The following is a 17,513-nucleotide window of genomic DNA, read 5'->3' as shown; positions in this document are numbered from 1 at the left end:
GCTTATAAGGTGCTCGCAGGATAACACCTGCCATGACGAGTATCGCATCCACGAATAAGTCAAAATTAGAGCAAATACTAAAGGTAGCATTGATAGCACTGGGTATCTATGACTTGATAGCGTTCTTTCAACTGAACCTCCTAAATTACATGTATTATGCAGTAATACCCACAGCAATAATACTGATAATAACATATGCAATATACAGGTCATTTCATATGGGTACTGCTCACCATAGTCATCGCTTTGAAACGTATGTAATAGGTGCCAACGAAGACACGGCAATAAACAAACTTAAGGATAAAATCAATGAAGTGGAAAATAAGGGCCAGGAGACCGAGGAATTGCTACGCTTAAAATTAATCCTGGCGAACCTACTCCTACAAAAGGGCGAGTATCTGGAGGCAAGGAAAGTATTGTCTGAAGTAGAGACATTGATGAGAACAATAAAGCCGCTAAGCAAAGACATCACCATAATGTACAACGCATTAAAAAGCAAAATTAATGAACATTAATCCCATCATTATTCAAACCCAAAGACACCACAAAAGCTTAAAACCACGAGCAAGACAATAATCCGACCTCGGTAGCTCAGCCAGGTAGAGCGGTGGGCTGTTAACTCGTAGGTTCCGGGTTCGAATCCCGCGGACTCACAATCCTTCGTGTTTTTCTTTGTAATTTGAGTAAGGAAAGGAAAAATTAGGTTTTGTTGGCCCGTGGGTTTGGGTGGGCTAGGCTTCGTCGAAGCACTTTAGGTTTTGCATTGCTTTGGCTATTCGTTCCTTCCTCCTCTCGTCCTTTTCGTCCTCAAGCCATTCGCCCAGTTTTTGGCATACCGGCTCCCTCAATGGGCTGTCCCTCACGTTAGCGTGTGTTATTGAGATTATGTAGTTTCCACGACTAACGTACATAGATGGTTTATAGCCAGCCTTCCTGAGCTCCTCGACCAATTTCAAAGCCTCGTTCTTGTCCTTTCTATGTGTCCTAAGCTCAACCCTACAATCACCCTTTACATCAATGCTCATGCTTATATTTGTGCCGGGGATAACAATTGATGAGCTACCGAGCTCTTCAACTTCCTTCGAAGCCATCTCGATTACTCGCCTCAACTTCTCACCGCCTGGCAGAGAGGCGCCAAGCTCAATCAACTCCCTAATGTCTGGCATCGAGAGCCAATCCCTGACCAGCTTGATGGCTTTACTCGAATTAACCGCAACCTCGGCCTTGTAATCCCTTATTTTCATCGTGAAGCCCAGCTCGTTTATCAACCTCTCGATAATTCCCAGCCACAACTCATATTTGGCGAGGCCAATTATCAACCTCACGTACCTCTCACCAACATTAACCTCACCATCACCCCAAACCGCCGGAGCCAGAAACGCCTTGATCCTCTCCTCGTCAAAGTTCTTGACCTCCTTAGCAGCCTCCTCTTTCGACCTCGCCTCATGGTCCTTAGCGACTAAGTACCACTTAACTGAGACATCATTCTCATTAATGTTTATGCCGTATATGAGCACGTGGATTTTGCCTGGGTAGCACAGTGACCACAAAATCACTTGCCAAGGCTGGTTCGTACCCATTGCTGGGTGGCCATTCATAATACCTCCATCCGTCATCTCCCAACCGCGTTGGATGGCCTTTAGTAACTCCTCATCACTGAAGGTGTTAGAAACCCTGACGTCGTCACCCTTGAGCTCGGACAGTGTTAGGAATATCGTGATACCCCCGTTCTTAGCAACCCTAGTCACCTTGACAGTCACGTCCGTACTGTATATGTGAACCACGAGCGATTTTTCATTACCTTTGCCAGTCACTACTATATCTATGGCATTCCTCTCGAGCAAGCCCATCAACTCCATAAACTGCCTCCAATACACCTCAACCCACTTCTTCTTGAGCTTCCTTAGTAGCTTGATCATTTTCCTAGCGATCTTCCTGGCCTCCCTAACCCTCCTACCCTTGTCGTTTCTGTGCTCCTCAAGCCACCTCTCCAATAAATCAATGAGCTCGTCTATAAAGGCTGCAGTCCCGAGATTGTCCCTATGCCTCTCAATCCTTCTCTTTAATTCCTCAACAAGCTCAAGAACCTCCTCAATAACGGCTTCATCCGTGACCGGCTCACCACAAATAAGCCTCCTGCCCCTCCTAACACCCCAACAAATCCTCGGCTTATCGGCGTTTATTTGAGCAGAAGACATTAAGCAAACAAATGCATGAGCTCTTTAAAAAACTTTCTAAGTATGATTGAGAAAATAAGTAAAGAGTTCTGCGAAAGTTTCGGCTTGCCCTCTTACTGGCAAATAATCGATTGCGTAATTGAGGCTCTCATTCGTATGATTGTTAGTTGGCTGGTTGTGGATACGACAATTGGCGATCCTACGGAGATGCCGTCCGTAGATTACGTGAAGAGCCTCAGGAGACTACCTTGCAAATGGGTAGGTAGACCCACGATCAGTGAAGTTGAATAGCCCACACAATACCCCACACAACCCAAACGCCCAAACCCCTGGACAGCCCACACCGTTAAGGTGAACGTCCCCCTTTTAACTCCTTCGCTAACTCCACCTTAATAGGGCAATATCATGCTAGACCTGTGACTGCGCACGGGCCACAGAGCAAGCACAGCCGAAGCCAAGCGAGAAGTAAGTAAAGAACCATAAACACCAAAACACCAAGAAACCAAAAACAAAAGGCCCAAAACACGAACCAAAAACCTAAATACACAAGTGAAGGAATAAAACAGGCCCCGTAGCTCAGCTAGGAAGAGCGGCGGCCTTCGGAGCCGTAGGTCGTGGGTTCAAATCCCACCGGGGCCGCCAAAACTGTGTTCTATCCCTAAATACACCGTGACCGAGCCGTTTACATTAACAACACTGGACCGAAAACCTGGAATAAATCCTCTATTTTATTAAAACTGCGAAGACCCTGCCCTGTGGTTTGTTCATGGTTTTTAGTGTAAATGGTTTAAGGAATATAACCTGCTTAAAACCAGAGTCTAACGCCTTATCGATAAAGGATCTCGTCCTTGGTAGTAAAAGGGCGTCCCGGGACCTAACGATTACCTTATTTTCACACATTAATTCGAGCACTTCAATGAATTGATTATCTTGAACGGACTCAACTAAGTGTCTAGCCATGCACTCTATGTCACGATACCTGGTATTCCATTCATCACACATGCCTATACAGGGAGGCTCTTCTAAGACAAGGTCTACTATATACAGACCATCATTCTTAAGTATTCTATGCACCTCTGAAATATGCTGAGCCAAATCGTCGAGAGAGCTTAAATGGTTTATTGTTGCTAGCAGGTTATAGGCCACATTGATTGAATTATCTCTGATGGGTATGGTAAGCATATCTGCATTGACTCGCATGACTTCAGCATCACCATAGATAAGCATCTCGAAGGACTTATCTAGGCACACAACACCCCTTGCATGCTCTGATAGCCTTCTAGCTATTCTGCCAGTTCCGCATCCAATATCCAGGAAAACGGAGTTACGGATATTCATTGAGGAAAACTTCTTTACAATGTTTGTAATGTACTTAATCTCTATGGCAGGGTCCCACGAAAACATGGCACTATAGACTTCAGCATCCTTATACAAATCTTGGTGTGGGTAAATTCCTGATCTCATTTGATCATTCATAATCAACATGCCTTATGCAACCTTAAAAACTATTTTTGCCTTTCTTCTTATTTTATTTAGTTTAGTTAATTATGAATAATTGAATTAATAGAAATAAACCATAACAAAATCTCGCATAACCATGTCCTGCATATGGCTAATAACTGAGGGATTCAAGATTGAATTTTAGAAAATCTCACACTTTAATTTTATTGAAAGTCATGCCCTATTTATTGCTGTTTGTACTAGTTTATAGCCGTAATCTACCGCTCTTTTCCATGTGCTTTCTCTAATGAATACTAGGTAGCCTGCTAGGAATAGTACCATAAAGAATACGGCGCTTGTGAAGCCTACAAATGGTCCGTATTTAATGAAGAGGTATCCTATTATTATTGAGTTGAATGCGCCCATTAAATTCAGTATTCCGTTATATATTCCATACACCGTAGCCGTGACACCGGGTGGTGCTATATCAAAGCCATTAACGGCATAAGAGCCCACGGTTAAGTTCATTAATCCCGCTGCCGTCGCAAGCAATAACGCCGTTGGTAATAATTCATGGGCAGTCCCCGTAAAGTATGATAATGCAACCGCTGCTATCATTAACGACATGGGTACTATCGAGCCGAGCCTCCTACCCATTACTTTACCATAACGAGCAACCAACCAATCATTAAATGGACCAGATGCTATGAAACCAATAAAGAGCGCCATATCTATCGCCGCTGAGTAATAACCTGATGCGGTCACTGAGTGAGCGAATTCACCATACATTAACGGGGGTAACCAATATAGGAATGTATAAAGTATATATCCAAATGATATAAATGTTAATAGGACACCAATGCCTGCCTGCGTCGTAAATACTATACGGAGTGCTATTTTCCATGTATCACTGGATCTAAGCGTTGGTTCTGTAGCCATGGCCTTACCCTCCCTAATGTAATCAAGCTCCGCCTTATTGACCCAAGGATGCTCCTCAGGCTTATCCCTAGAAAGTGCATACCAAGCAATTGCTAATAATATACCTAGTATACCGAAGAATAGAAACACGCCTCTCCAACCCCATAATGCATATAACGCTGCACCACCCGCTAAGCCGATTATAGGCCCTAATGCCTGCCCTGACCCAGCCCATGTAAAGGCCTTTGATGGGTCTCTTATACTGGCCCAGTTTTTACTAACCTTGGAATTTATTGGCCATACAGGCCCCTCCGATGCACCCATTAAGCCTCTCACCACCGCCATTGAAATGAAGTTGAAGGTTGATGCTGTGAGGGCGGTAAATGCTGACCATAGGCCGAAGAAAGTTGCCATGGCCTTCCTTATGCCTAACTTATCTGTAATCCAACCACCAGGGAAATTGAAGATTGCGTATGCCAAGGACCATATAAATAGTATCAGGCTTATATTCATCAATGCATAATGAGATAACGGAGCGCCTGACTTTGACCAACCGAAGGATACCGAGAAAGCAGGCTCGGTTAAAACCCATATCTCTCTATCGGCATAATTAAACGTTATTGCAATAAACATCAAAGCCACGAGGAGCCATCTAACATTGCTCCTCTTAATCGCTTGCTTCTGTTCCTTAGATTCCGTCATAAGAATACGTCTTCAATTTCTTTATTTTTAACTTTTATCATCATTTCTATATTCAATTTAATTAATACATCGCACATAAACTTTGATCTATGTTTATTACGGTGATTACAGGATTTATAGACCTTATAACCCTCATAACCTTGTTCATATTATATTCATTAAGAGCACTGCAATTCTTTAAATAAATATATACCCTTGATGTATTATTAATTTGAGAAGTCTTGATTTTATTAACCGTAGCTATACAGCATGGTATTACTATTTCCTCATCAATAATTATTACGTTATCATTCTCTGCAATACCAGGGTTTGAACTTAATGCTAATGGATGCTCACTTAAACAATTGCATGGCCTTGAGCAATCCCTGACGAAAACTAACCAGCAATCCATAGTATTAATATGGCAGAAATAAAAGAAAAGACGTTAATTTTAAATTTTTAAGAGCCGTAGCATGCAAAACTTTATGCTTAGGTTATTATGTTTCCTTGTTCGTCTACTTTGGCTATGACTTTTCTTACTGTCTTTCCGTCTGGTGTCTTGAACAACGCCATTACAAAGCCCTTCCTACCCTTAGGCTGCACCTTCCAAACCTTACTAGGCTTCAACCTCCTACCCTCAACCTCATACTCCTTCCTCGCCAGATCCTCTAGAGATACCATATTGGTCAATGAGTTCACTGATTCGGGAGTATTTAAAAACATCGCTTGGAAATGCAACGGACGAATATATCGGCCTCAATACGCTAAATCTAACATAGTTTCTTTACTAATATCAAATATTATGATAATTATGACAAGTCGAAATTAAACAATATCAAGCTAGAGGCGTATTAATAATACGTGAAGAAATACGATTATTCTTATATATTCAATTGCATAATAAATCACTCACTTCACATTAACCTTAATAATCATTTCCTTAGGTCTCGTTGATAATCCCACGTTTCTTAGCCTCATTAATTATTTCATCACCACTTACGAGCACTGTATTGAACGCATTTGCTATCTTAAGAGCCGTGTCCTTACTTAATGCACCACCATCATCACTAAGCATCTCAACAATCACTAATGCCGGTAGTGTATTAGCCATTTTTGATAACATTAAAGATAATTCCGTATGTCCAAATCTACGTCCAACTCTACCGAGTAGTATTGGTACATGCCCCGGCGCATAAAACTCCCCATAAAATACCTTACGAGCATCAGCAACTCTACCTTCTTCAATCATTTTAATGACATCAGCAAGTCTCGCAATTGTTAATGCCCTATCCCTATCCCTAATACCCGTCACCGTCTCCACATGGTTCACATATATTGAGAAGGCTGGGTCATCACCATAACCAGGCCTTTTTACTAAACCATCAAAGCCTATTTTGCGAAGAACATCACTCATGAAATCAAGGCCTAATTGCTTACCTACCGAGTCTTCAGTTACAAAGCATATTAAACCACCTGCATTCTTTCTCATCCAGGTAATTACTGATGGCGTAATATAATCAGCCCTTATTACTGCATCGACCTCATTCTCCCTATTGTCCGAATCATGTATGAATATTATTTTACCTTGCCTAAACAATTCCAAGGCTTTCTCGATCATACGCTCCATAAACCTAGAGTTTAAGTTAATAAATTTAACTTTAATTCTGGGTTTATGGCACTTAATGCATTAATAGGGTTACCTGGCAATTCAATTGATGGTTAGGGCATTAATCTTGGCCGGAGGCTTTGGTAAAAGGCTTCAACCTCTAACGTTGGATAGACCTAAACCCTTAATTGAGATTGGTGGTAAGCCAATACTTCAATGGCAGATTGAGTGGCTTAGTAGACAGGGAATTAAGGATGTAGTCCTTGCCGTTGGCTACCTGAGAACTAAGGTCTTTGAGGTAATGGGTGATGGATCAAAGTATAGTGTCAGACTCTTTTATAGTGTTGAGGAGGAACCACTAGGCACGGGTGGCGCCATTAAGAATGCAATGAAGTTCCTTGAAGATGAGACATTTATAGTGCTTAATGGTGACATAATAACGAATCTCTCAATCAGGCCCTTAATAGAGCAGTTAAATGGTAATATTATTTCAACGATAGCCCTAGTACCAATGAGAAGCCCCTACGGCATTGTCCACATTGATCATGAGGGATTCATAACAGAGTTTAGAGAGAAGCCACTACTTGATTATTTAATCAATGCTGGTGTTTATGCCTTCACTAAGGACATATTTAAGTACTTGCCTGATAAGGGCGATATTGAGGTAACGGCATTTCCAAAATTAGCGGGCGAAAAGAGGATTAGGGGAGTTATTTATAGGGATGTTTATTGGAAGTCCGTTGATACTGTTAAGGACGTGGAGGAGGTTGAGAAGATAATAACGGAGGTTTATGCCTAAACAGCAGGTGTCTTTAGTGCCTTTAGTACCTTAATCTCCTTAATCATTGTGTATGGATATTGACCATTTTCATCCTTCTCATATTTCTTAATCATATCCCAGATAGTCAATAAGCCCACGCCAACGGCGAATACGGCCTCCATGGCAGAGCCTGTGTTTGATACATTACGTGTATCGACGGAAACCTCAGCACCATCCTCAACAACCTTAACATCAGCATTAACATAAGTTATGTAATTAAGGTGCACGAGGGGTAGTATCTCCCAGGCCTTTTTAGTGGCCATTATTGACGCTGCCTTGGCAACAGTTATTACATCACCCTTCTCTACCCTACCCTGCCTGATAAGCTCCACAGTGCTATCTCTAAGTCTTATGAAGCCCTTGGCCGACGCTTCACCGTAATAGGTCGGTTCAGTAGTTACATCGAACATGGTAACTACGGGTTCGCCACCTGTATTATCTTCGAAGTTGCTTAGTGATAGATTTACACCCTCTTCAGACTTTACCTTACTAACAACTCTAATGTCGAACATACCATCAACACGGCTAGAACCACAAGTCTGTACTTGCTTACCCATGAAATTCGTGACCCACTCAGGTGTGCAGGTCCTGCTGCATCCCTTAATGGTATTCCACGCGGCGAGTAAGCCCGTGAATAAGCCAAACAATGCATCCATCTCAACACCTGTTTGTGCCCTAGTCCTGGCTAGTACAGCCATTCTAATGCCGTTCTTCTCATAATGCACCCTGGTCTCTATATAGGTAATAGGAACTGGGTGAAGAAGGGGTATGTACTTCCAAGCGGTCTTCGTAGCATTAATAGCCGTTACCTTAGCTATAGCTGCTGCATTACCAAGGCCGCTAATCCCAACCTTCATCAAATCGCTCATGGTATCCTCATCAACCCTTAGAAAACCCGTGGCAATGGCCTCCCTATAAACAGGTTCCTTACTTGTGATGTCAATCATCCTAACAGTCATAACAAGGCTTTACTGCATTTACGCCTATTTAAATAACCCTCCTCAATGCATCAATTATTAATTCATAAATATCATTAACAATGGACTCCAGGTCTCTATCAGCGTTAATGACTGGGTAATTATTTGTAGACGCTCGCCTTAGGAGGAATTCCCTAACCTTACTGAGGAATTCCTTATTAACCTCAAAAACCTCAAGCTCACGCCTATTACTCAACCTACCTATTACGGTCTCAATGGGCGCGTCGAGGATTATTGTTAAGTCGGGCCTAGGTACGAACCTGTGAAGCTCCATCAACCACTCCTGCGGTAGCCCCATTGCACCTTGGTAGGCTAGTGTGGATTCCATGTAGCGCTCAGTAATGACTAAATAACCACTATCAAGCTTTGGCTTCACCTCACCATAGTAATGCTGAACCCTATCAGCCGTGAAGAGTAGGGCGAAGATTGATGGATGAGCTGCATTTGAACTTGGCTTAAGGAGCCAATCCCTTATTAACCTGCCAATGGGTGATTGACTGGGCTCAGCCGTAGTATATACCCTATACCCATTGCTTTCCAGTTTTTTCCTTAGCATGGAGATCACTGTTGATTTTCCAACACCGTCTATCCCCTCAACAGCTACGAACATTACTAACGCCAAGAACCATTAGAGTGAGAATTACTTAAATAATTCATCTAAGTTGTGAAGTTAATGAGGAAGGGATTATTAATAACGGGTGCCGTAATCATCATACTTGGGGTAGTGATATTCTTCATAGGCATTTACCTAAGTTCGGGCATAACAAGTGGTATTGCGTCCCTGGTTACTGGGATTCATAATGAAACCATGATTTCACCTGGTTCATCAATAGTAGTGAATACTAATGAGACTGGCGCTGCAGTAACGGTTGTTTATAATGATACTTTAGGAAAGCCGTTACAGGTAATTACCTCAGGGCCCGGACAACTGGAGGTTGAGAGTGTTGAGGGTCAGTACGTGGTTATTTATGTGCCGGAGGCAAGCCCTAGTACATTATCATTAGTGAATAATTATAGTGAGAATGCCATGGTTTATTACACGTATGGTGCCATTAACATCAATACACTGATGCCCCTTGCCCTATCCACAATTATTAGTATAGGCCTTATCATTGTTGGTATAATTCTCCTGATATTGGGTGCAGTATTAAAGAGTAAGTAATTGATCGGGAGAAACCTTTATTAATAGCTGTTAATATTACGTGAGCAATGAAATCTAATATCAACGTCGCAATAGCCGGTGTGGGCAATACGGCCTCAGCCTTCGTTCAAGGACTTAAGTATTGCGAGATGGAGGTAGAACCCGTGGGGCTTGCGTTTTCACGCATTGGGCCATATGAACCAAGAGACATAAAGGTTGTTGCGGCCTTTGACGTCGACTCACGTAAAGTCGGTAAGGACCTCGGTGAGGCCATATTCGCGGAGCCAAATAATGCACTTAAGGTCATTGAGGTTGGTAAGTTAGGTGTGATTGTTAGAGCTGGTCCATTACTTGATGGCATTGCTGAGCAATTAAGGAATTCCTTCATACCGATTACGGAGGGTTCCATTGAAGATATTATTAGAGAGTTAGAAAGTACCAATGCCCATGTTCTCATTAACTATCTACCCACTGGTGCCCAAAGAGCCAGTGAGGCCTATGCGGAGGCGGCCCTAAGGAGTAGAACTGCGTTTGTGAATGCAATGCCCTCCGTAATAGCAACGTCTAGGGAATGGCAGAAGAAATTCGAAAAGGCTAAACTACCACTTGCTGGTGATGATGTTCAGAATCAGGTAGGTGCTACGGTGCTTCATAAGACCATAATTAGGCTACTTGCATTGAGGGGTGTTAGGATTGAGGGTACGTATCAATTGAACGTTGGTGGTACACCAGACTTCCTGAATTTAATGTATAGGAAAGGCCAGAAGGAGAAGACTAAGACGGAGGCTGTAAAGAGAATGGCTGAGGGTGAAGACTTCGATGCGTATATATCGCCAGTGGCCTACATAAAGTTCCTTGGTAGTAGGAAAATAGCGCATATGTTCATTGAAGCCCGTGGGTTTGCCAATGTACCAATCAGGATAAGAGTTGACCTGGAAGTTTATGACCCATTCAACAATGCAGGTGTCATGATTGATATTGTTAGGACCGTGAAGGTGGCAATGGATAGAGAAGTAGGTGGGCCATTAATTAGCCTATCAGCCTGGGCCTTCAAGAACCCGCCAGTTCATGCGCCACCAGACGTTGCTTATCAATGGCTCGTGGAGTTTCTCGAAGGTAAGCGTAATAGATAAAAATCAAATACTGACTAAAAACCCCTATTAAATCATTAATGCGTAAAATGGTATATGAACATCCTTGAGTGGGCCCTTGACGATAACACCCACCTTTGGTTGTATATCAACTTCGAGTATTGTTGGTTGCACTGCCTGCCACCTCATCTTCCTAATGAATAGGTACCTCTTGAAATCACCCTCTGTTGTTTGGGCTAATCCCATTACAAACACACCAGCCGCCAGGAATTCCTCAACTCCATACCTAGAAATAACCCTAGCTCCCGTGGGTATTTCCGTGGTTATTATCGTCGTAACGCCAACCTCTCTCTCAATTCCCATAACCAAGGCCCTAATGTACTCCCTAAGTACCTGGACATCCTTCTCAAGGGTAACCAATGGAGCTATTGGGTCAATAACAAGTCTCTGGGCATCAAGGGATTTTGCATAATCAGCTATTGTGTAGACAAGGGACTTAGCAATCGTTATTGGGTCCTTCTCCCTAATCTTCTCAATAATATCCATCTCGGGTATTAAGACCTCTAGATAACCCTGTTCCCTAAGCGCTTCAAGATCCCAACCGAACCTTTTAACACCGTTCATTAACTGATCGTAAGTTTCATCAACTGAAACATAAATGCCAGGTTCACCATACTTATAAATACCATCGATCAGGAAGGACAATGACAATAGGGTCTTGCCAGTACCAGTCTCACCACTTATTAAGTACGTTCTACCTCTAATCAACCCACCTCCAAGTGCTTCATCAAGCCCTGGAATTCCTGTTGGAATTAAATCGTAGTATAATGACATTGGGTCAATAACATTGTCCAGAGTTATAAAGATTGCGGACACTATTTTAAATTCACATTAAACCTGGTACTTCCATTATTTGAGCTCTATTACGTACTTCCTAAACAACTCCTTAAACTTCTCAGTAGTTATTATGGGCTTGCCATCAGCCTCAATGGACTCTCTGGAAGGCGGTATCTTTAAGTAATTGGGCAACCTCTGTGAATATCTCTCCTCGAATGTTGGTACGTTCGGGTTTATTAGGAATATACCGATGGGTATCCTACCATCACCCTCATACGACTTAACCAAGGCCTGGGAAGCCTTCTGCGGTAACTCCTCTGGGCTCTTCACAACTGGGTCCCAACCCTCCTCCTGTAGATCATAAACCCTCTTGTTATAGTAATCATACGTGTGTATATTGTCATAAGTCACGCAAGGTTGCAAAACGTCAATGAACGCTGAACCCTTATGGAGTATTGCCTTCTTAATAATCTCCTTAAGGTGCTGAACCCTAGCCGCATAACTCCTGGCTATGAACGTATAGCCAGAGGCAATGGCAAGACCTATTGGATTAACTGCGTCCTGGATATTAGGCTTAGGTAGTGCCTTTGGCTGTAAATTCCTTGTCAATGTTGGACTCGCTTGCCCCTTTGTTAGGCCATAAACCGTATTATCATGCATTATAACAACTAAATCCGCATTCCTCCTACCCAGCGCTACGAAGTGAGCTGCACCAATACCCAGTAAATCACCATCACCTACATTAACCACCACAGTCAAGTCAGGATTAGCCAGCTTAATGCCCTCGGCATAGGGTAATGCCCTACCATGTAGTGTATGAACACCCGTCACATTTATGAAGTGCGGTGTCTTCCCTGAACAACCTATTCCGGAGACAACCACGGTTTTCTCAGGCTCAAGCTGTAGGTCGGTAAAGGCTTGATACATGGCTGAGAGTATTCCGAAGTTGCCGCATCCAGGGCACCAATCAACCCAAACGTTGGTCTTGTAATCATTCATTGTTAGCTTTATCTTACGCTCCATAACTCACCACCTCCCTTGTACTACCCTTTAATACGTTCCTCACTGCATTAATTAATTCATGGACATACATGGGTCTCCCCGTGTACTTAACAATTGACTTGTTGATTATTATTCCTGTATTCATAGTGACTAGCTTTGATGCTTGCGCCATGTAATTATGCTCCACAGCAATTAGGTTATTTGCACCGATTTCATTGGCGAACTTAATAAGTGAATTCCTTGGAAATGGTATGAACGTCCTAATATGGTAGTAACCAGCCTTTATTCCCTTCTCATTTAATTCATAAACAGCCTTAGTAGCCACGCCCTTAACAAAGCCCCAACCAATCAATAGTAGGTCAGGTTTTTCAGGCCCGAAGTACGCATACCTCCTTTCCTCAGATATATCCCTCTCTATAATGTCGAGCTTCTTCATTCTTTTATCAAACATCCTAATCCTATTAATTGGATCTTCATCAATGTGCCCATACTCATCATGCTCATCACCCGCATACCACATCACATAATCACCTAGGAATGCCCTTGGTGATACCGCATTAGATAGATCAAACCTCTTATATTCCTTGAGCCCCCTTGGTGCCAATACGCCCCTTGTTATTCTCACATTGTCCAGGTTGGGCATTGGTATTGTTGCTATTGTGTTGGCTAGGAACTTATCGACCAGGTGTATAACAGGTACTTGGTAAGTCTCGGCATAATTAAATGCATCTATTGCATCATAAAAGGCCTCCTCATGATCACCAGATGCAAGTACAATCCTTGGATACTCACCATGTGATGCAAATACTGATGATAATAGATCACTCTGGCCACCCCTCGTAGGTTGACCAGTTGATGGTCCACCCCTTTGATAGTAAGTGACTACCACAGGAACCTCATTTTGCCCGGCCCAACCAAGTCCTTCAACCATTAAGTCGAAACCAGGGCCACTCGTAGCTACTGAACTCCTTGTACCAGTCAGGGCAGCGCCTATCGCGGCGTTTATTGCGGCTAACTCATCCTCCGTCTGAAATACTACTACGGAACCCTCACCGCCTAATGTTTCGTATTCCTCAAGTGTGAAGCTCTCATCGGCTGCAGGCGTGATTGGGTAATATGCCTGAAACCTGACCCCAGTCACTATCTTAGCCATGGCTATTGCATCATTACCGCTGGCAATTAGGATCTCCTTAATGCCCATTCTTGGTTGTTCAAGCTTTAACTCAGAACCGAATTGACCCTTGACTAGGTCTATTACTATCCGTGCCATCGCCCTATTATGCCTATAGACATCCTCCCTAGTGAATCTTCTCCTGAGACTGTAGTCAAGGCTCTCCTCACTGATATCCGTTATTGCGGCAACGGCACCAACAAGTATCGTACTTATGTACCTAGAGGCTTGTGATGGTACTATGCCCTCGCGTTTCTGTATCTCCATGAGGAGCTCCTTAAAACTGAGGGCGACGATGCGAATCTTCCTACTATTCTGTAGGTACTTAACAATGGATTTCACGGTACCATCAAGGCCAAGCTCCTTAAATTGAGCACTCAATCTATCCCTCAAATCCCTTTCCATACTTGGTATGTTGGTGTAGTTTATGGAGTCATCATCACTATTATAGATCAAGTAACCGCCATCCCTAAGATCACTAAGATGCGTGAACACGGTCTCCGCATCCATGGCAGCTACAATATCAACGGGATAACTAAGGTGTTTAGGTAATTCAATAGCCGATACCGTGGCATGAACATAACTATGCCTACCCTTAATATTCGAGAAGTACTCCCTGTCAGAAATAATGCCATAACCAGACCTCGCAAAGGCCCACGAAAGTATCTCAGACGTGGTCTCCAGCCCACCTCCTTGAGGACCCCCGATAACGTACTTTAACTCATTCATATTGTATCACCCACTATGCACGCCATACTTATCAAGAGCTCGTCAATACCTAGTATAAAAAGAATCCTTTAATTATCAGTTAGAATAGATTTGTTAATTATTAATTATTTTAAATTGACATAGATAATTTAAAAATAATTAATAAAAATATCCGCTATTTAATGAATAATATTCTTTTAAATTAGGTAATAATAATAAATATCTTATGAAGAAATTCTGTAAATATTGAAAAATTTCTTAATAAAAGCTTAAACACTTCTTTACTTTGTAAATAATTAATGGGCGAGAGCGAGGAGTTCATACCCCACGCTATTCACACGTGGTTTGGTTACTTTAAGGATCACATAGTCACGAAGGATGATGGGGCTAAGTATAGTCATTTCTCAAAGGATGCCGAGCATCGGCTAAAGGAGACACTATCAACATTTGGCTGGGTTTACTGCATAGACTGTAAACACCCAATCTTTGACCTAAATGAGGCGCTTGAACATTTGAGAAAGGGTCACGTATTAACTAATAGATTCATGCCTGACGAAGTCGCACCCGAGGAAACGCCAATGGTTAGTTAGGAAGGATTCTGTATTAAAATTCAATTAAAAATCAATCCTGAGAAACCTTACACACGTTACTTAACTCCTGTCTCAGTATCAACCAAGGCCCTAACCTCAACAACCCTACTCAAATCAACACTGTCAATCCTAGCATTAATCCATACGTGATTTATCAATAAGGTAATACATCATGAGATTAATAACCCTTAAGGCTTTAAAAACATGGGCCAAGCCACGGAACCTTCTCACCATACTTCTTCTCAACGTAACTCCTAACCCACTCATCCTCAAACTCCCTAGGAACTTTTGGTTTTTTAACGATGTCGTAATAATCATACGGCTTAATATCGATTATGGGAGCGCCAGTCCATGCATCAAGGCCCTTGAGCCATAGGCGTGGTGGCTTGATTTTTACGAGCTCAAGCACTGATACGCCTATCGGGTTTGGCCGCATTGGGTATCTCGTTGCGAATATGCCAACCTCCTTATCTGTACCTTTCAATTTAACCCTTAACCTCACCTCCCTTTGCTCATGGAATACGTAGACCAGGATTACGTGTGAGTACTCATCCAAACCGTGTAGTCCATCAACGTACTCATCATAAACACGAACAACACCAATAAAGTCATACCTAGTCCTGTATTTACTTCTATCAGGCTCATCAGGCCTTGGAAAACCCACCTCCACATAACCAATGGGTTTAAACACGAACCCAACCATTGAATTGGTTAAGCGTAAACTGAAATAAACCTTTGTGAAGGGCTACCTCGATTTATTGTTAAGGTATATATTTCCCTACGCACTTAATGTGGCGTGGAATCTATGGCGCATCCCTGGAAGGACCTAAATAAGTACATAGAGGCTAGAATTAAGGAGGCACTTTACGGATTCGAACTGGCCGAGAAGTTCCTGGAAAACAGCCTTTATAGGAATGCGGCCGGTAAGGCCTTTCAGGGTTGGAAAGCAACCCTGGCGGTCTTGGCCGCGAATTCCCGTAACGAGTTGGCGAGCGAGTTTAGGGGTGTTGTTAGGCTCCGGGAGAGGATTAGGGTTGAGGCTGTTGATTTTATTATAGCCGTAATGCCTACGACGCATATGAAGAAGGTTGCCGCACTGCTAAGGTCTAGGTATGGCAATGATGTGGTACTGCTGACAGAGTTGGCGCTTGATATCCATGAATTTCAATACAACGGATTAGATAAGGAGGGCGTTCTCAGTCGCTATTTAGATCTTGACATGGTTAGGCAGGACATAACGGCGATCATTGAGGGAGGCAGGAAATTGCTAAGCTTAATATATGGCTCAGGACTTGGGTCGCCTTCACCGCCGTCCTAATAAGCTCCGACCTCTTAAGGACTAACCTAAAACCAATGACAAAGGGGATTTAGGCCGTTGGTTAATTTTAGGCAACCCTCATGCCCCTTGGCTATTAATGAGTCTGTATACTGCCATTGGTTTCCATGCTTGGCCGGTGCTGCAGGCTTGATGGCGTGATTGTGTATGGCTTATCGAGGTGTTGCCTCGGCATTACTTAGCGGTTCAAGGGACTGGGAAGAGCACCTCGGCGGCTAACTTAGCCATTGAATGAGCCAGTCGCTCAAGTTAAACATACTCCCAATAGACCTGGGACCTACCATACTGCGGAGACCATGGCTTTATCATTGACAGTGCGAGCTTATACGCACCCCAGTTTCATTACGCACTCATCAAAGTTTCACCATAGTAATGAAGATTAGGGAGAAAAAGGCGGAGAGGTTTAATTTTGATTAAGCGCGAGCATTGCCAAACGGTTTTGGCACTACCACGTTGGCGTACAGTATTGGTATATGTAGAAGCCGTTGCTTGTGTAACTCCAGCCGGGTTGGTTCGGGTTATAGCCTGGCGGCATCATTACCACAGCACCCGAGCTTGAGCTCAGTGGACCAACGTTGTTAATAACCTCCCAAGCTATGTCATAAATTACGTGCTCATAATCATTACCTGGAACGATAATGGGCCCCAGCGGGCCTGGGAGCACGCATACACCGTTAGGATACTCCACGAGGGCAGAGACGCCAGCGGGTATGTAGTAGTAAGTCGGTGCAGGCTCATTGGCAGGGCCCATGTATGCCGCGCCCCAGCTGTCCGTGGCTAGGGTGTTTTGTACCGTGGCCGCCGCTTGTGAGGTAGGCTCCATGATCCAGGTATTGTTTATTACCGGACCTATCTGAGTGGAGGTAGCCGCGGTCTCACCTGGGTCTAGGATTATTTGATCCCTTAGGCACGTGAATGTTATCATCTGCGTCTCAGACGGTGAGGGACCGCTCGCTGTGTAACCTACGGTCAGTCCTATGCTGTAGCTCGTGGTGCACGTTTGAGACACAGGCTCTTG

18 protein-coding genes, 1 tRNA gene and 1 pseudogene are annotated in these 17,513 nt (G+C 43.2%); 8 read left to right on the top strand and 12 right to left on the bottom strand.

Annotated elements, in window-relative coordinates; translation table 11 throughout:
* Window positions 1-32 precede the first annotated feature (32 nt).
* The gene (locus ACP5L5_RS03125) at window positions 33-515 is read left to right on the top strand and encodes a hypothetical protein (protein ID WP_428761538.1); all 483 of its coding nucleotides are present in this window, start codon (window positions 33-35) and stop codon (window positions 513-515) included.
* 216 nt (window positions 516-731) lie between these two features.
* Here the strand turns inward: ACP5L5_RS03125 and ACP5L5_RS03120 are convergent, their stop codons facing one another.
* Window positions 732-2,198, bottom strand: a complete 1,467-nt coding sequence (locus ACP5L5_RS03120; RefSeq protein WP_428761536.1) for a hypothetical protein — start codon at window positions 2,196-2,198, stop codon at window positions 732-734.
* A 135-nt stretch (window positions 2,199-2,333) separates the two neighbouring features.
* Between ACP5L5_RS03120 and ACP5L5_RS03115 the strand changes: the two genes are divergently transcribed.
* On the top strand, window positions 2,334-2,468 hold the full coding sequence (locus ACP5L5_RS03115; protein ID WP_428761535.1) for a hypothetical protein: 135 nt from the start codon (window positions 2,334-2,336) through the stop codon (window positions 2,466-2,468).
* A gap of 274 nt (window positions 2,469-2,742) precedes the next feature.
* Window positions 2,743-2,819, top strand: a tRNA-Arg gene (locus tag ACP5L5_RS03110).
* Window positions 2,820-2,900: 81 nt separating this feature from the next.
* Here the strand turns inward: ACP5L5_RS03110 and ACP5L5_RS03105 are convergent.
* The 4 genes from ACP5L5_RS03105 to ACP5L5_RS03090 form a co-directional block, all read right to left on the bottom strand.
* Window positions 2,901-3,653, bottom strand: coding sequence for a class I SAM-dependent methyltransferase (locus tag ACP5L5_RS03105; RefSeq protein ID WP_428761533.1), 753 nt, complete (start codon window positions 3,651-3,653; stop codon window positions 2,901-2,903).
* Window positions 3,654-3,851: 198 nt separating this feature from the next.
* Window positions 3,852-5,237: an MFS transporter gene (locus ACP5L5_RS03100; protein ID WP_428761531.1), complete on the bottom strand. Its 1,386-nt coding sequence runs from the start codon at window positions 5,235-5,237 to the stop codon at window positions 3,852-3,854.
* A gap of 468 nt (window positions 5,238-5,705) precedes the next feature.
* Window positions 5,706-5,897, bottom strand: a complete 192-nt coding sequence (locus ACP5L5_RS03095; protein WP_013603523.1) for a chromatin protein Cren7 — start codon at window positions 5,895-5,897, stop codon at window positions 5,706-5,708.
* Between the two features lie 259 nt (window positions 5,898-6,156).
* The gene (locus ACP5L5_RS03090; protein WP_013603524.1) at window positions 6,157-6,834 is read right to left on the bottom strand and encodes a 3,4-dihydroxy-2-butanone-4-phosphate synthase; all 678 of its coding nucleotides are present in this window, start codon (window positions 6,832-6,834) and stop codon (window positions 6,157-6,159) included.
* A 97-nt stretch (window positions 6,835-6,931) separates the two neighbouring features.
* Between ACP5L5_RS03090 and ACP5L5_RS03085 the strand changes: the two genes are divergently transcribed.
* Entirely contained in the window at window positions 6,932-7,621 is a 690-nt protein-coding gene (locus ACP5L5_RS03085; RefSeq protein WP_428761529.1) for a nucleotidyltransferase family protein, read from the top strand.
* On the opposite strand, the gene ACP5L5_RS03080 is transcribed toward ACP5L5_RS03085, so the two are convergent.
* A complete protein-coding gene (locus ACP5L5_RS03080; RefSeq protein WP_428761527.1) occupies window positions 7,618-8,601 on the bottom strand; it encodes a cyclic pyranopterin monophosphate synthase MoaC in 984 nt (327 codons plus the stop codon). The genes ACP5L5_RS03085 and ACP5L5_RS03080 overlap by 4 nt on opposite strands.
* Before the next feature lie 28 nt (window positions 8,602-8,629).
* Window positions 8,630-9,229: a dTMP kinase gene (tmk, locus tag ACP5L5_RS03075; protein WP_013603527.1), complete on the bottom strand. Its 600-nt coding sequence runs from the start codon at window positions 9,227-9,229 to the stop codon at window positions 8,630-8,632.
* Between the two features lie 63 nt (window positions 9,230-9,292).
* On the opposite strand from tmk, the gene ACP5L5_RS03070 reads away from it, so the two are divergent.
* A complete protein-coding gene (locus ACP5L5_RS03070) occupies window positions 9,293-9,781 on the top strand; it encodes a hypothetical protein (protein WP_048056780.1) in 489 nt (162 codons plus the stop codon).
* 47 nt (window positions 9,782-9,828) lie between these two features.
* Window positions 9,829-10,893 (top strand): inositol-3-phosphate synthase, encoded by a 1,065-nt coding sequence (locus ACP5L5_RS03065; protein WP_428761525.1) that lies wholly within the window; start codon window positions 9,829-9,831, stop codon window positions 10,891-10,893.
* Window positions 10,894-10,920: 27 nt separating this feature from the next.
* Here the strand turns inward: ACP5L5_RS03065 and ACP5L5_RS03060 are convergent, their stop codons facing one another.
* The 3 genes from ACP5L5_RS03060 to ACP5L5_RS03050 all read right to left on the bottom strand — a co-directional run bounded on the left by ACP5L5_RS03060 (window position 10,921) and on the right by ACP5L5_RS03050 (window position 14,590).
* Complete coding sequence (locus ACP5L5_RS03060; protein ID WP_013603530.1) at window positions 10,921-11,685, bottom strand: ATPase domain-containing protein; 765 nt, start codon at window positions 11,683-11,685, stop codon at window positions 10,921-10,923.
* A gap of 75 nt (window positions 11,686-11,760) precedes the next feature.
* Window positions 11,761-12,711 carry a 2-oxoacid:ferredoxin oxidoreductase subunit beta gene (locus ACP5L5_RS03055; protein WP_428761523.1) on the bottom strand — a complete coding sequence of 317 codons (951 nt, stop codon included), beginning with the start codon at window positions 12,709-12,711 and terminating at the stop codon, window positions 11,761-11,763.
* Window positions 12,701-14,590: a 2-oxoacid:ferredoxin oxidoreductase subunit alpha gene (locus ACP5L5_RS03050; RefSeq protein ID WP_428761521.1), complete on the bottom strand. Its 1,890-nt coding sequence runs from the start codon at window positions 14,588-14,590 to the stop codon at window positions 12,701-12,703. The genes ACP5L5_RS03055 and ACP5L5_RS03050 overlap by 11 nt, the downstream gene beginning before the upstream one ends.
* A 278-nt stretch (window positions 14,591-14,868) precedes the next feature.
* On the opposite strand from ACP5L5_RS03050, the gene ACP5L5_RS03045 reads away from it, so the two are divergent.
* Window positions 14,869-15,159 (top strand): hypothetical protein, encoded by a 291-nt coding sequence (locus tag ACP5L5_RS03045; RefSeq protein ID WP_013603533.1) that lies wholly within the window; start codon window positions 14,869-14,871, stop codon window positions 15,157-15,159.
* A 196-nt stretch (window positions 15,160-15,355) separates the two neighbouring features.
* Here ACP5L5_RS03045 and tsaA read toward each other — a convergent pair whose 3' ends face one another.
* A complete protein-coding gene (tsaA, locus tag ACP5L5_RS03040; RefSeq protein WP_428761519.1) occupies window positions 15,356-15,862 on the bottom strand; it encodes a tRNA (N6-threonylcarbamoyladenosine(37)-N6)-methyltransferase TrmO in 507 nt (168 codons plus the stop codon).
* A gap of 102 nt (window positions 15,863-15,964) precedes the next feature.
* Between tsaA and ACP5L5_RS03035 the strand changes: the two genes are divergently transcribed.
* Entirely contained in the window at window positions 15,965-16,477 is a 513-nt protein-coding gene (locus ACP5L5_RS03035; RefSeq protein WP_428761517.1) for a PaREP1 family protein, read from the top strand.
* 463 nt (window positions 16,478-16,940) lie between these two features.
* Here the strand turns inward: ACP5L5_RS03035 and ACP5L5_RS03030 are convergent.
* A pseudogene (locus ACP5L5_RS03030) lies at window positions 16,941-17,513 on the bottom strand (hypothetical protein); the annotation flags it as partial.

The sequence above is a fragment of the Vulcanisaeta sp. genome (assembly GCF_049966235.1).
In the GTDB taxonomy this organism is placed as follows: Archaea; Thermoproteota; Thermoprotei; order Thermoproteales; family Thermocladiaceae; genus Vulcanisaeta; species Vulcanisaeta moutnovskia.
The sequence above is the reverse complement of the archived record's forward strand: the minus strand, read 5'-3'. Positions and strand labels throughout refer to the sequence as shown.